The following is a 12834-nucleotide window of genomic DNA, read 5'->3' as shown; positions in this document are numbered from 1 at the left end:
TGTTGTAATCATTATAGTTACAATACTTCTTCAAGTCAACATTTATAAATAAAATTTACTTCGTTTTCATTACTTTCTCTTTTAAGAAACGATCTACATATCCTTCTGCTTTTACTACGAATAAATACGCACCCATTGATAATAATGCAAGATCTAATTCATATCCTGGATTCTTTCCATCTCCTAATAAACCTGCTGCTCCATTTACCTTTACGATAGCTCCAGCTAAAATAAGAGCGAATAACAATCCTACATATCGTACACCTAAACCGATAATTAATAATATACCACCAACTAATTCTACAGTTGCTACGCCGTATGCAAGGCCACCTGGTAAACCGATGCTTGTAAACCATCCTGCTACATTATCGATACCTGATTGAAACTTTGCTAAACCGTGTGCAAAGAACGTAACTCCTAACACGATACGAATAATTAAATTCCCAATATATTGATTCATTTTGAACTCTCCTTTTTGTTTTGTTATGGTGAACTTTTATTTACAAGTCAAAACAATACGGTATTTTATTTCATTCGTCAAATACTTTTTTAAAGAAAACAAAAAACATTATCCGTTTTACGGATAATGTTTTCCTACAAAATAGCGCTAATTCAAGCTTTTATTCTATCGCATAGAAAAAGTTGAAACATTTTTCCAGCGCCAATATAAGGCAGTAAAGAAACATCCTCTTCCACAACTATTCCAACAACATTCACTTTCTCATCTACAAGTAAATCATGTGTAGCAACTTGCATCTCCCCTGCATATCTACCGTACAATTCATTATCAATTGTAATGCTGCCTTTCTTTCTTACAATTGTATGCATCGGCTGTAAAACCACTCTATTTCCTTCCCTTGATTCTACAGATCGAATAACATCACGAGCCGGATCTAGTCTATTTGTATGCACTTGCTCTACCACTTTTAATACTTCTTTATCAGTTATAAATGATTTGTAACGCAATGGAATAATCCCTCTACTTGCACTAGCTACTTCTTGCATACTTTCCAAACTTGCGCTTATATCTCCAATCAATACTTTATCAACACCACAATCTTGAACAAGTTCTAAGTACGCTTCAAGCGGGCGCATATTGCGATGTTTTTCTAACGTTGGTAAACCTTCATATAACGGACCACGTTTTTCCGCATCTCCTGGAATAAATGCCATCGTTTTTATTCCGCACTCCTGTAAATATTGATTTTGTTTTTGTAAGAAGGACTTTGCTAGTCCCGTCTCTGGACGTGGATAAAAATTATGCCACGCTTCTACATTCTCTACTCTTATATGTTCTGCAAGTAATTCTTTCCAAAATGGCTTTGTAATCGTACTCGCATTTAAAGCTACTTCCATCTTATGAGATACGCTTGCAATTTCTTTTGGCGCAATGCCGTAATCCATTCTTAAACCGGTAATGCCCCAGTCCAATAGTTCTTCCACATTTTCATATGTTAGCCCTAAATGATGTAACGATTTTGGAGAAACATCAACCATTAACTCCATTTCATGTGCAAGAGCTTGTTTCCCTAATATTTGAATTAACTCTTTATACGTATTTGGATCATCTTCTGGAATGTGCAGTGATGTAAAAATAGATGTAAACCCATTTTCCTTCGCTACTTTTAGCCACTCTTCTTGTTTCTCTACTCGTTCTTTTGAAAGATAAATGGAAACTCCGATCATATAAATCTCCCTTTCTATTAATAGAAAAAGAGAAAGGAATCCCTTTCTCTATATGTTTTCTGCCATTTCTTCTTTAAATCCGAAGAAGTACGTAAAGATAAATCCGAAAGCATATGCAATTACTAAACCTAAGAAATAGAGTAAATATTTATTGTCAGCAATTAACGGAATTAAAGATAGCCCTGATACGCCAATTCCAAGAGAAGCTGTTTGCATAACTGCTTGGAATGCACCACCGACAGCCGCTCCTAAACAAGCAGTAATAAACGGTTTCCCAAGTGGTAATGTCACCCCGTATAATAACGGCTCACCAATTCCTAAAAAGCCAACTGGCAATCCACCTTTAATTACATTTCGAAGTCGTTTGTTTTTTGTTTTCACATAAATCGCAATTGCTGCGCCCACTTGGCCAGCACCAGCCATTGCGAGCACTGGTAATAAAGGTGTTACGTGTGTTTGATTAATAAATTCCATATGAATTGGTGTTAAACCGTGATGCAATCCGACCATAACGAGAGGTAAAAATGTTCCCGCAAGTACTGCGCCAGCAAATGCTCCGCCAATATTTAAAATAGCATTAATTCCGCTCGTAATACCATCTGATAAGAAACCTGCTAATGGCTGAATGGCTAACATCGTTACGATACTTACAACTAATACAGTAATGAGTGGTGTCACGATAATATCAACTGCGTTTGGCACTGCTTTTCGAACTTGTCTTTCCACTACAACCATAAGCCATGCTGCAAAAATAACTGCAAACAATCCGCCCCGTCCGGGCACTAATGCTTCACCAAACAATTTTACGTTTGCCATCGCCGGGTTGAAAATTAAAATACCAGCAATTGCCCCAAGAACCGGTGTCCCGCCAAATTCTTTCGCTGTATTCCAGCCGACTAAAATTCCTAAGAATATAAAGATACCGCCGCCAATGAGTAGTAACATTTGTAACCACGTTGCATTTGGATCAGCACCAGCATTTTTCGCAAAGTTAGCAACCCCGTTTATAATTCCTGACGCAACAAGCCCCGGAATTAATGGGATGAAAATACTTCCTATTTTTCGTAAAAAGTTTTTCACCGGTGTATTATTTTTCTTCTTAATCTCTGATTTCATCTCTTGCCCAATATCTTCAAGGTGATGATCTGCTACCTCACCAATTCGTAGTCCTGTCAAACCTTCCATTTCTGCTGCTACTTTATTTACTGTTCCTGGACCAACGACAACTTGAAGCGTCTCATCTTCTATAACACCCATAACGCCTTCAACTTTTTTCAAAAGGTCCATATTTACTTTACTTTCATCATGAAGCGTTAAACGTAGTCTCGTCATACAATGAGCAATACTACGAATATTTTTTATTCCACCAAGTTGCTCCGAAATTTCCTTGGCCATTCTCTCTTCTTTCTTCATAATAGAATCCCCCTCCCTATTACTTTATAGTGCTTTCTTCACAAACCCTTTTGCGTATTTTAGTTTCTCCAGTGCTTCCCCATACTCACACTGCAACAACACCATAACAATGGCAGCTTTTACGTTACGTTCTGCCTTTTCATAATACTCTGCCGCTACTTCATAACTAGCGCCTGTTGCTTCCACAATAATTCGTTTTGACCGTTCTACTAACTTTTCATTTGTGGATTGAACATCTACCATTAAGTTTTTATATACTTTTCCTACACCAATCATCGAAGCTGTTGAAATCATATTCAGCACTAATTTTTGTGCTGTACCAGCTTTTAAACGCGTTGATCCTGTTAATATTTCTGCACCTGTTTCTACTTCCACATTTAAATTTGCATATTTACTTATTTCAGCATTTTTATTACAAGAAATACTCGCTGTACTCGCTCCTACGCTCTGTGCGTATTTCAAGCCGCCAATTACGTAAGGAGTTCTGCCACTGGCAGCAATTCCAATCACTGTATCTTTCTCATTTAATCCAATACTTTTTAAATCTTCTTCTGCTAACTCTTCGCGATCTTCGGCACCTTCCACCGCCTTAGTAAACGCTTTCAATCCACCTGCTATAAATCCTTGCACCATTTTATCATTCGTGCCAAATGTCGGCGGACATTCCACTGCATCTAGGATACCTAAACGACCACTCGTACCAGCACCAATGTAAATTAAGCGTCCCTCTTCTTCAAAAGATTTAATAACAGTCTGTACAACCTTTTCAATTTGTTCTATCTCTTTTTCAACTGCTAACGCAACAGTTCGATCTTCTTCATTCATACTTTGCAATACTTCTTTTATGCTCATTTCATCCAGATTCATTGTTTTCTCATTACGATGTTCTGTCGATAAATTTTCTAACATATTTCCACCCTCTTTGAAATTATATTTCACACTTTTATTATAACTTTAAGAAACTAAAAATCAATAACCCTTTCTTATTTTATGAAATAAAATTTCACAACATGACATATTTGTGTCAAAGATAATAAAAAAGATGAGTCTCCTCATCTTTTCTTCTACTTTAACTTCCGTAACCGCAACGCTTCTTCTCGCGTCTCCATAAATTGATCCAATACTTTATTACCAATTCGATTGAAAGTAATAACATATAAAGCATCGATCATATTCAATTGTGTCATTCTCGAAGCAATACTCGCAATACGATGATCTTGTTCTACATCTGGCATACAAAGGCGAATATCCGCTTCTTTATATAGGGGTGATGATTGATCTAATTTCGTAATTCCAATAACAGTTGCACCTTGTCTCTTTGCATACTGCGCCATTTCAAGCACATCTCTCGTTCGACCAGATGTTGAAATCGCAACAAATATATCGCCTTCTTTTAAATTCGTCACAAGCGGCAACATCATATGAAAATCAGATAGCATCATCGCTGTAAATCCGAGCCGTGTAAATTTATACGCCCCATCCATCGCTGGCGTAGCTGATCCACCTACGCCGTAAAATATAATTTTGCCCGCATGGACGATACGATCCGCTGCTTTCTCAAGTTCCTTCTTATCTATCGCAGTAACACTCGCCTCAATTGCAGCTTTATTCACATAAGTAACTTTATTAAATAAATCATACGGTCCATCTTCTGTATTCATCACTGAAAAATCGTTAATATTATAATCAGCAATCGTTAATTCACGAACGAGTGCTATCTTAAATGCTTTAAAACTTCCGATTCCAATCGATTTACAAAAGCGAACGACACTCGCTTCACTTGCGCCTGCATTCGTTGACACTTCTTTCGTCGTTAAATTCGGTACAATCTCTGCATTCTCCATTATGTACATGGCAACCTTCTTCTCAGCTGGTGAAAATTGATCCATATTACTTTCAATTTTAAATAGTAATGTTGAAGCTTTCACTATTTAACCTCCACTTCTTACGGTTGCGTTCACTTATTTTCTCTTGCTTCAAGAAGGTAATAACCATCATCGCCAGGAGGATGAAACACATTTACAATGCGATTCCCTTTTTGATAAACAGTTCTTTCCCCCTCTGTCCACTTCTTTTCCCAACCGTTCATCCAAATCGCAACATCAGGTAAAAAAGCAGTATATTTCAGCTTCTGACCGTACTCACCATCTGCTTCTTCCGAAAAAATAGAAACCGGAAAATCTTTCACTTTTGATTCTTTCCATGCAGTAAATGGTATACATACTGCAATAAGTACGATTACACCGATAACCTTCTCCTTCGTAATCTTCACACTTCCCTCTCCTTGTCATATCACATACATAGATTTTACCATAATTACAAACCCTTCATGCTATATGATCATTGCTTTTGGGAATAAAAAAAGAGCTTACCTACATCAGATAAGCCCTTCCTGTCTATACAAAATATTTCTTCAAAAGTGGCGGTGTGATAATCGTCGTCAATATAACAACAATAACAATCGCTGTGAAATTTTCTTTCGCTAATAAATTCGCCGTAAGTCCATTTGCTGCGATGATAAGCGCTACTTCACCACGTGATACCATCCCCGCACCAATACTGATAGAAGATTGGCGATTAAATCCTGTCAGTCTTGCGCCTAAGCCGGATCCGATTAACTTTGTGAAAATCGCAACGAGAGTCATAATAATAATGAACCAAAGCTGACTTCCAATGCCTTGAAATGTAATTTCCATTCCGATACTTACGAAGAATACTGGAACAAATATTGCATAAGCAATCGGTTCAATTTTATGTTCCACTTCATGCTTATATTCTGTTTGAGAAATAGCAATTCCTGCTGCAAATGCTCCAATAATGCCTGCAATTCCCATCATTTCACTGTAATAAGAAAAAGAGAAACAAATAATAAGAGCCGCGCTAATTAACGCTTCTGTTACACGAAGCGGGACAAGCATTTTCATAATCCAAGGAACGACTTTCCAAGCAATAAAAACAATACTTACAAAGAAAATAATTTTCTTTACAATGACAAGTGTTATATTCACATCTTGTGTTCCTAAAAAACTCATTACAAATGCTAATAAAATAACGACAATGACATCATCAAATACGGCAGCACCTAAAATTGTTGTACTTTCTCTCGTATTCATTTTTCCTAGATCACGTAGCGTCTGCACCGTAATACTAACCGATGTTGCGCAAAGTAATAACCCTAAAAAAATGGCATGGGATTGTATTAATCCAAACAGCAATCCTGTTACATAACCACCGATGAAAGGAAAAATAATTCCACCGGCCGCTACTGCAAACGACGATTTCAAATTCCGATTTAACTCTTCTAAATCTGTTTCAAGTCCCGCCATAAACATAAGTAACAAAACACCAATCTCACTCAATTCATCAATCAGTTCAGAACTATTAATAATACCAAGTACAGCCGGACCGATAATAATACCGACAATTAACTTACCAAGTACAGAAGGCTGACCAAGTCTTACACTAATGTCACCAGCTAATTTCGTACAAAGTAAAATGACGACAAGTTCAAAATAAAATAACATAGCATCTGCTCCTACTTTAACTTTAATCAGTGGGTCGTTAACCCCCGTCCATTTCTGCAAGTAGTTTCCCCTATTGATCCGCATTTTATTTGTCATATTTTTATTTGACAAAATATTCTGAATTATATTAAGATTAATCCAGCAATTTTAAAAAACTACATACCATAACTGCACCTCCACTTCCTTACTTACTCTTTTTTAATGGACTCATACTATAGTCGCAGTTATGGAAATGAAAAAACGGGGGGAGAGTCCAAAGTGAAGTCATTATTACGAAAAAAAGCGCTTAGTACTGAATCACCAAAGCAGCTAGCTAGAACATTAACTGCACTCGATTTAACATTTTTAGGAATCGGCGCCGTAATTGGGACAGGGATCTTTGTATTAACAGGTATTGTTGCAGCAAAACATTCTGGTCCTGGTATTATGCTATCATTCCTTATTGCTGCATTTACTTGTGCTTGTGTAGCCTTTTGTTACGCTGAATTTGCTTCTTCTATTCCTGTCTCAGGAAGTGTGTATACTTACGCATACATGACAGTCGGAGAAGTCGTCGCCTTCATCGTCGGATGGTGTTTAATGCTCGAATATTTACTTGCCGTTGCAGCAGTAGCTGTCGGTTGGTCTGGTTATTTGCAATCATTACTACAAGGGTTCAATATACACCTGCCCGCCATAATCGCCTCGGCCCCCGGCGTAGGAAAAGGTGGTCTCATCGATTTACCTGCTGTCTGTATTTTACTTCTTATTACGGGCCTTTTAAGTTTTGGTATACGCGAAAGCGCACGCATTAATAATATTATGGTTCTTATTAAGTTAGCCGTTATTATCGCTTTTATCGTAGCAGGTGCAAAATATGTAAAACCTGAAAACTGGACACCGTTCATCCCATTCGGATACGACGGTATTATTACTGGGGCTGCCACTGTGTTCTTCGCCTTCTTAGGATTTGATGCAATCGCAACAGCTGCAGAAGAAACGAAAAAACCGCAGCGTGACTTACCAATTGGTATTATCGGTTCTCTTCTTATTTGTACTGTTTTATATATGATCGTATCTTTCGTTTTAACAGGTATGGTTCCTTATACGCAATTAGACGTTTCTGATCCAGTTGCATTTGCATTGCATTTCGTTGGTGAGGATACAATTGCAGGACTACTCGCTGTTGGAGCGATGACTGGAATGACAACCGTTCTCTTAGTCGTTATGTATGGACAAGTTCGCGTTTCGTATGCGATGAGCCGTGACGGTTTACTTCCAAAAGCGTTAGCACGTGTAAATAAAAAAGTAAAAATCCCTTTATTAAATACGTGGATTACTGGCGTTGTTGCTGCTTTATTAGCAGGCCTTTTAGACTTACATTTGCTAGCGAATTTAGTAAACATCGGTACGTTAACAGCCTTTACATTCGTTTGCTGCGCAGTACTTATTTTACGAAAAACACACCCTGATTTAAAACGTGGATTCCGTACACCTTTCGTACCTGTATTACCAGTTGTCGCGATTCTTTGCTGCTTATATTTAATGATCAATTTGTCTAAAACAACATGGATTAGCTTTGCAGTTTGGCTTATAGTCGGCTTATGCTTCTATTTCTTCTACTCTAGGAAACATAGTCATTTAGCTATTGAAAAAACAAATGATGAAAAGAAAAAAGCATAACAAAATAGCTCGCCGTTTTAGCGGCGAGCTATTTTTCTGTACTATTATATTTTTTCGTTAACGACTGTAAAATGAAAAATATGCCGATGCAAGCTGTAAACCATGCCCAATTTCCTATTGGCGTTGCGTATTTCACAATTCCAATACCTACAAGCAATAGGAAAATAATCACCTGATATATGAGCTTCCACTTTTGCATATATTCCCTCCTTTACTTCGTTCCCTTCTTTTTATTCTTCCAGGCATTTAAACTATCAAAGAAGAAATTAATAAATAACGTGCCTAAACCCGCTAATAAAAACGTCATTAAAAATAAAACCCATATACTTTTTTCTTTTAAGAAATAATATCCTACAAGGAGCACAACCGCGATCCATACATATTCAAGAATTCTTTTTAGCTTTTTCTGTTCCAAATTATTCGCTCCTTCATTCTATACTAATTTTAGTATAACAAAAAAGAAGCCTATCATGATAAGCTTCTTTTCTTCTCTCTTATTTGTTTATGCTTTTTTCAACAAGTGAAATCGTATACTCTAATGTACGATTCATTGTTTCTATCTGTGTATCTTTTACTTTTACATCTTTCACTACAGCTTCGGCCACTGTAATTTTTTGACTCAGTGCTTTCACTGAACCGTCCGTTACATTTGCATCTTGCGCTTTTTTCACTACTACTTTTGCAGATTCAATATTGATTTGTAATTTTTCTTTCGGTGTTTTCGGTTGTTCTACTACTTTAGATTGTACAAATGTTACATTAGCTGTTTTTAATTCGTTATATGTTTGAACGATTTGCTCTCCCGTGCTCCCTACATTTTCAAACACTTGTTTTGCATTATTATAGCTTTTCTCTAGTTCTTGAAATGCTTCCTTTGAATATTGACCTGGCTTATCACCAAACTCATACGTACCAGCTAACACTTCTTTCCCTTTTCCAAGCTCTTCATATAACGCGTTCACTTGCTCTAATTTCGTACGGTTAGAAAACTCATTGTACGCTGCTAATACTTCTGAAGAACTTAACGCTTTACTATATAATTTCGCAAGCGCGATTTTACCGTTTAACGGAATACCACCATTGCCGTTACTATCAGGATCAGCTCCAAGTGCAAATGGTACATTTGGATGATACACTTTTCCTGTAGCTGGTTGGCTATTTACTTTTTTACCATCGACATAAATAGCTACTTCACTTCCGTTATACGTTCCTGTTAAGTGATATGTTTTGTTTGCTTCTAATTGAACTCCAACACGTTTATAACTGCCGCCAATGTGAGCCCATAATTCAACATAGCCGCTTCCTGTAGACTCAAATCCAATTCCACCGCTCTCTGTATTTTGCAAAATACCTTGTCCACGGATTTGATTCATTGAAAATACCGTTTCTAACGTAAATGTATTTGCTACTTTCTCTTTTTGTGCTGCTGAAAATGGAAGGTATCCAAATGTATTAGATTGTCCGTTTAACTTCATAACATTCTTTTTCAATGCTTTATCATATTCAATAGTCACATTGCCCTTCACATCACCTTTTGTTCCAAATGGTGAATTGTCTTTAAATGTACCATCTGCAAAATTCACATCAAAAACATCAGCCTTTGGCACTTTTACATTCGGATCAATATCATCTTTTTTCGTAGTAATTTCTGCCGTTAACGGCTGCACACTTTCATTACCAAACGAATCAATTGCAACGACTTCAAGTGTATATGTTTTCCCGCCATCTAACCCTGCAAGCGTGAACGTAAGATCTTTCGGCACTGGATCACGATAAAACTCTGAGAATGCTAACAATTTATTCTTTATTTCTCCCGTTTGCTTATCTCTAGCTTGTACACGGTAAGAATGAACAAGAAGGTTGTCCAACGCTTGTGGGAATGTTACTGTTGCTGCATTTTCTGTTACATTTGATACAGCAAGCTTTGCATCCTTAGCAAAGTATGGCTTTTCTTTATCACGATCTTCTACATGTGTAAATGTGTCTTTCTTTGCTGGTAATTTAATTTTCCAAGGCTCGCCTGTCCAAGAATTCGTATGGAAATCACGACGATTAATCGTTACTTCTTTATCATCTACTTCTACTAATAAACCTTGGCTTAACGTACTAGCTCCTGGCGGGATATTCCCTTGTACTTTACCACCTTCAACTTCCATATAACTTACTGAAGATGTACCAACTGATGTAAAGTCTTTTTGATGTATCGATCTCGGATCATCTAATGGATAATGTGAATGACCTGAAAACGTAATAACTTGTGGGTATTCTTTTAATACTGCATTAATTTTTGCGCTATCTTGTGTTCCCCATTCATGACTACCGTATACTGTCTCTTTAATGTGTTGATGTAAAAATACAAAAATCGGTTTTTCTGGATCATCTTTTTGCGCTTTTGCCATTTCTTCTTTTAACCAATTAATTTGCTTGTCCGAATAATAGCCATGAGTTGTTCCATTCTCTGGAGACATAACAAGGAAGTGATAACCTTTTACCACTTTATGATAATAAATTGATTCCATACCTGTTTTTTCTAAGAAACGCTTCTGTGCGCCCTCTACAGATAAACCGTTCCAATAATCATGGTTACCAAGAGAATTCATTCTCACGGCATCTTTATTTGCATTTTCATTATACACTTGCATGAAACGATCATATTGCTGCACTGATCCTGCATCTGTGAAATCACCTACAATAACAAATGCATCTTGCTTTGGTGCTAGTGTATTAAACTGTTCAATCGCTCTTTTCCAGCGAAACGTATCATCTGTTCCACTGTTTTTAATATGCACATCACTTACAACTGGAAAAACTATCTTCTTCTCACTTGATGCCTTTTCTTGCTTTTTCTCTTCCGCCTTGACTGATGTACTCCATGGAAATGATACGAATGCTAATACAAAAACCATTAATAATCCAATAAGGCCTTTTACTTTTCTTAAAGCATTTCTGTCCACGTGAATCCTCCTCATAATAATTGATTCATTACAAGGGCTATTTTATCTAATACATGTTAATGTCGTTTAAATAACAAATGAAATTTATTAGATTTTTGTAAATATACAGTTAATTAGAAATTAAGTCCAACATTACTCGTACTATTTTATACAACCACCTTTTGTCTAAAAGAGTCTGATCATTCTTTTCCTATGACTATTCACATATAATCTTTTCTATAACACTAATGATAAGTTAAGGTTTAAGCCTATTAGACAATCTTAATTTTTAATATTTCCTTCTTTTTTTAACACATCGGCCATGCTTTTACATTTAATAGTAATAAAAGACAACTTAAAAGGAGGGGTTGTATTGAAGAATAAAAAAAATATCGGCTGTTTCGCTCCTTTATCTATTATTTGTCCAGACCCTTGTCCACCGCCCCCTCCTCCAAATCCAAATTGCGAGCGAGTAACAAATGAATTTGCAGGGAATTTCCTCATAACTAATAACACCATCTCCTCTGCCAAAGATGTATCACAATTAATGATACTATGGCAAAGTGATGGGATACTACTTATATCAGGTACTGTCTCGGTTTACAATAGTACTAGCAGCAACGAAGCAATTACAATTCAAATCGTTGGAACAGTAACCAATATTTTCACTGTGTTTCCTGGTAATACAATATCGTACACAGGAAAAGACCTACAGTCGATCAATATTATCAATATAACAAGTAATCCTTCACTATATTTAGAAGGCAAGTACTGTTGCGAATTTACATGTTGCTTATAGAATACCAATTTCATTATTTCCTTAATATAAAAAGCATACCGTTCACGGTATGCTTTTTATGAGATTGGATAACGTACTGTAATACAAAACTCTCCTTGATTAACAGTCGTTCCTGTCGTAGTAATTCGGACAGTAGTAAAATATCGGACAGTGAAAGTACCACTACTTTGTGGTTGTACAGTAATTGTATCAACCACTGTTGCACCTACTAAAAAATCAACTGTAATCGGGTTGGCACCTACATCATACTTCACGTAACCTGAACCATATACTTCTTGCGTGATATTATTTGTATATACAATTTGAGTACCAGCACCTGTAATAGACCAGTCTGTACATACTTGGTCTTGCACAAGTGTTTTATTAGAACAACAAGACAAACTGGAACTTCTCATTCCCATTTCGATCCTCTCCTATTCTGCTATGAAAGTGGATAACGTGTTGTAATACAAAATTCTCCCTGATACGTTCCAGCAGGTGTTGCAGGTAACACAACTTGTATACTATCAAAGCGGCGATACGTAAAAGCAATACTCGTTCCTGGGTTTAATGTTTGTGTATCAATTGTACCCCCAGCAGAATCAAGTACCTCTACAGTAATTGGGCCTGGTCCAACATCATATTTAACAAAACCAGTACCAATTACGTTTTGGTTAATATTATTTGTATAGAGAACATTATCAATTGCTGTTGCAACTACAGTAGCAGACCACGGACTACACACTTTATCTTGCACATAATTTTTATCTGGACAACAAGTTAATGCTGACCCTGAGCACTCACAAGACATAGTTGTTTCCCCTCTCTCTTTTATATT

General features: G+C 36.7%; 15 protein-coding genes. 2 read left to right on the top strand and 13 right to left on the bottom strand.

All coding sequences use genetic code 11. The annotated features are described in order from the left end of the window. Window positions 1–55: 55 nt before the first annotated feature. The 7 genes from C3Y97_RS04365 to C3Y97_RS04335 all read right to left on the bottom strand — a co-directional run bounded on the left by C3Y97_RS04365 (window position 56) and on the right by C3Y97_RS04335 (window position 6719). Entirely contained in the window at window positions 56–460 is a 405-nt protein-coding gene (locus tag C3Y97_RS04365) for a DoxX family protein (protein ID WP_001077751.1), read from the bottom strand. A gap of 152 nt (window positions 461–612) precedes the next feature. Continuing rightward, on the bottom strand, window positions 613–1686 hold the full coding sequence (locus C3Y97_RS04360; protein ID WP_136363051.1) for a DUF871 domain-containing protein: 1074 nt from the start codon (window positions 1684–1686) through the stop codon (window positions 613–615). Between the two features lie 48 nt (window positions 1687–1734). Further along, window positions 1735–3099, bottom strand: coding sequence for a PTS transporter subunit EIIC (locus C3Y97_RS04355; protein ID WP_136363049.1), 1365 nt, complete (start codon window positions 3097–3099; stop codon window positions 1735–1737). 24 nt (window positions 3100–3123) lie between these two features. Further along, entirely contained in the window at window positions 3124–4008 is an 885-nt protein-coding gene (gene murQ / locus C3Y97_RS04350; RefSeq protein ID WP_136363048.1) for an N-acetylmuramic acid 6-phosphate etherase, read from the bottom strand. Window positions 4009–4163: 155 nt separating this feature from the next. Then, on the bottom strand, window positions 4164–5027 hold the full coding sequence (locus C3Y97_RS04345) for a MurR/RpiR family transcriptional regulator (protein ID WP_136363046.1): 864 nt from the start codon (window positions 5025–5027) through the stop codon (window positions 4164–4166). A gap of 29 nt (window positions 5028–5056) precedes the next feature. After that, on the bottom strand, window positions 5057–5371 hold the full coding sequence (locus C3Y97_RS04340; RefSeq protein WP_000704958.1) for a hypothetical protein: 315 nt from the start codon (window positions 5369–5371) through the stop codon (window positions 5057–5059). Between the two features lie 124 nt (window positions 5372–5495). Further along, window positions 5496–6719 carry a cation:proton antiporter gene (locus C3Y97_RS04335; protein ID WP_060852387.1) on the bottom strand — a complete coding sequence of 408 codons (1224 nt, stop codon included), beginning with the start codon at window positions 6717–6719 and terminating at the stop codon, window positions 5496–5498. Between the two features lie 105 nt (window positions 6720–6824). On the opposite strand from C3Y97_RS04335, the gene bcaP reads away from it, so the two are divergent. Further along, window positions 6825–8285, top strand: coding sequence for a branched-chain amino acid transporter BcaP (gene bcaP / locus C3Y97_RS04330; RefSeq protein WP_002040681.1), 1461 nt, complete (start codon window positions 6825–6827; stop codon window positions 8283–8285). A 28-nt stretch (window positions 8286–8313) separates the two neighbouring features. Here bcaP and C3Y97_RS27690 read toward each other — a convergent pair whose 3' ends face one another. From C3Y97_RS27690 to C3Y97_RS28000, 4 genes are all read right to left on the bottom strand, one after another. Next, window positions 8314–8484, bottom strand: coding sequence for a hypothetical protein (locus C3Y97_RS27690; RefSeq protein WP_001174838.1), 171 nt, complete (start codon window positions 8482–8484; stop codon window positions 8314–8316). A 12-nt stretch (window positions 8485–8496) separates the two neighbouring features. Continuing rightward, the gene (locus C3Y97_RS04325; RefSeq protein WP_000435797.1) at window positions 8497–8700 is read right to left on the bottom strand and encodes a hypothetical protein; all 204 of its coding nucleotides are present in this window, start codon (window positions 8698–8700) and stop codon (window positions 8497–8499) included. Window positions 8701–8779: 79 nt separating this feature from the next. Further along, window positions 8780–11239 (bottom strand): LamG-like jellyroll fold domain-containing protein, encoded by a 2460-nt coding sequence (locus C3Y97_RS04320; protein ID WP_136363044.1) that lies wholly within the window; start codon window positions 11237–11239, stop codon window positions 8780–8782. 261 nt (window positions 11240–11500) lie between these two features. Continuing rightward, window positions 11501–11749: a hypothetical protein gene (locus tag C3Y97_RS28000; RefSeq protein ID WP_002025365.1), complete on the bottom strand. Its 249-nt coding sequence runs from the start codon at window positions 11747–11749 to the stop codon at window positions 11501–11503. On the opposite strand from C3Y97_RS28000, the gene C3Y97_RS04315 reads away from it, so the two are divergent. Then, window positions 11634–12017: an S-Ena type endospore appendage gene (locus C3Y97_RS04315; RefSeq protein ID WP_240691059.1), complete on the top strand. Its 384-nt coding sequence runs from the start codon at window positions 11634–11636 to the stop codon at window positions 12015–12017. The genes C3Y97_RS28000 and C3Y97_RS04315 overlap by 116 nt on opposite strands. Window positions 12018–12073: 56 nt before the next feature. Here the strand turns inward: C3Y97_RS04315 and C3Y97_RS04310 are convergent, their stop codons facing one another. Both C3Y97_RS04310 and C3Y97_RS04305 read right to left on the bottom strand, forming a co-directional pair. Continuing rightward, entirely contained in the window at window positions 12074–12418 is a 345-nt protein-coding gene (locus C3Y97_RS04310; RefSeq protein ID WP_000525819.1) for a DUF3992 domain-containing protein, read from the bottom strand. Between the two features lie 20 nt (window positions 12419–12438). After that, window positions 12439–12807: a DUF3992 domain-containing protein gene (locus C3Y97_RS04305; protein WP_001277537.1), complete on the bottom strand. Its 369-nt coding sequence runs from the start codon at window positions 12805–12807 to the stop codon at window positions 12439–12441. Window positions 12808–12834: the final 27 nt, after the last annotated feature.

It is taken from the genome of Bacillus sp. DU-106, from assembly GCF_004799705.1.
Lineage (GTDB): Bacteria > Bacillota > Bacilli > Bacillales > Bacillaceae_G > Bacillus_A > Bacillus_A cereus.
This window is presented reverse-complemented; position numbering and strand designations above follow the sequence as displayed.

Bases quoted from the DNA above. Each gene is read 5' to 3' on its own strand.
- C3Y97_RS04365 (WP_001077751.1), bottom strand. From the start codon at position 460: ATGAATCAATATATTGGGAATTTAATTATTCGTATCGTGTTAGGAGTT.
- C3Y97_RS04360 (WP_136363051.1), bottom strand. From the start codon at position 1,686: ATGATCGGAGTTTCCATTTATCTTTCAAAAGAACGAGTAGAGAAACAA.
- C3Y97_RS04355 (WP_136363049.1), bottom strand. From the start codon at position 3,099: ATGAAGAAAGAAGAGAGAATGGCCAAGGAAATTTCGGAGCAACTTGGT.
- murQ (WP_136363048.1), bottom strand. From the start codon at position 4,008: ATGTTAGAAAATTTATCGACAGAACATCGTAATGAGAAAACAATGAAT.
- C3Y97_RS04335 (WP_060852387.1), bottom strand. From the start codon at position 6,719: ATGACAAATAAAATGCGGATCAATAGGGGAAACTACTTGCAGAAATGG.
- bcaP (WP_002040681.1), top strand. From the start codon at position 6,825: ATGGACTCATACTATAGTCGCAGTTATGGAAATGAAAAAACGGGGGGA.
- C3Y97_RS27690 (WP_001174838.1), bottom strand. From the start codon at position 8,484: ATGCAAAAGTGGAAGCTCATATATCAGGTGATTATTTTCCTATTGCTT.
- C3Y97_RS04310 (WP_000525819.1), bottom strand. From the start codon at position 12,418: ATGGGAATGAGAAGTTCCAGTTTGTCTTGTTGTTCTAATAAAACACTT.
- C3Y97_RS04305 (WP_001277537.1), bottom strand. From the start codon at position 12,807: ATGTCTTGTGAGTGCTCAGGGTCAGCATTAACTTGTTGTCCAGATAAA.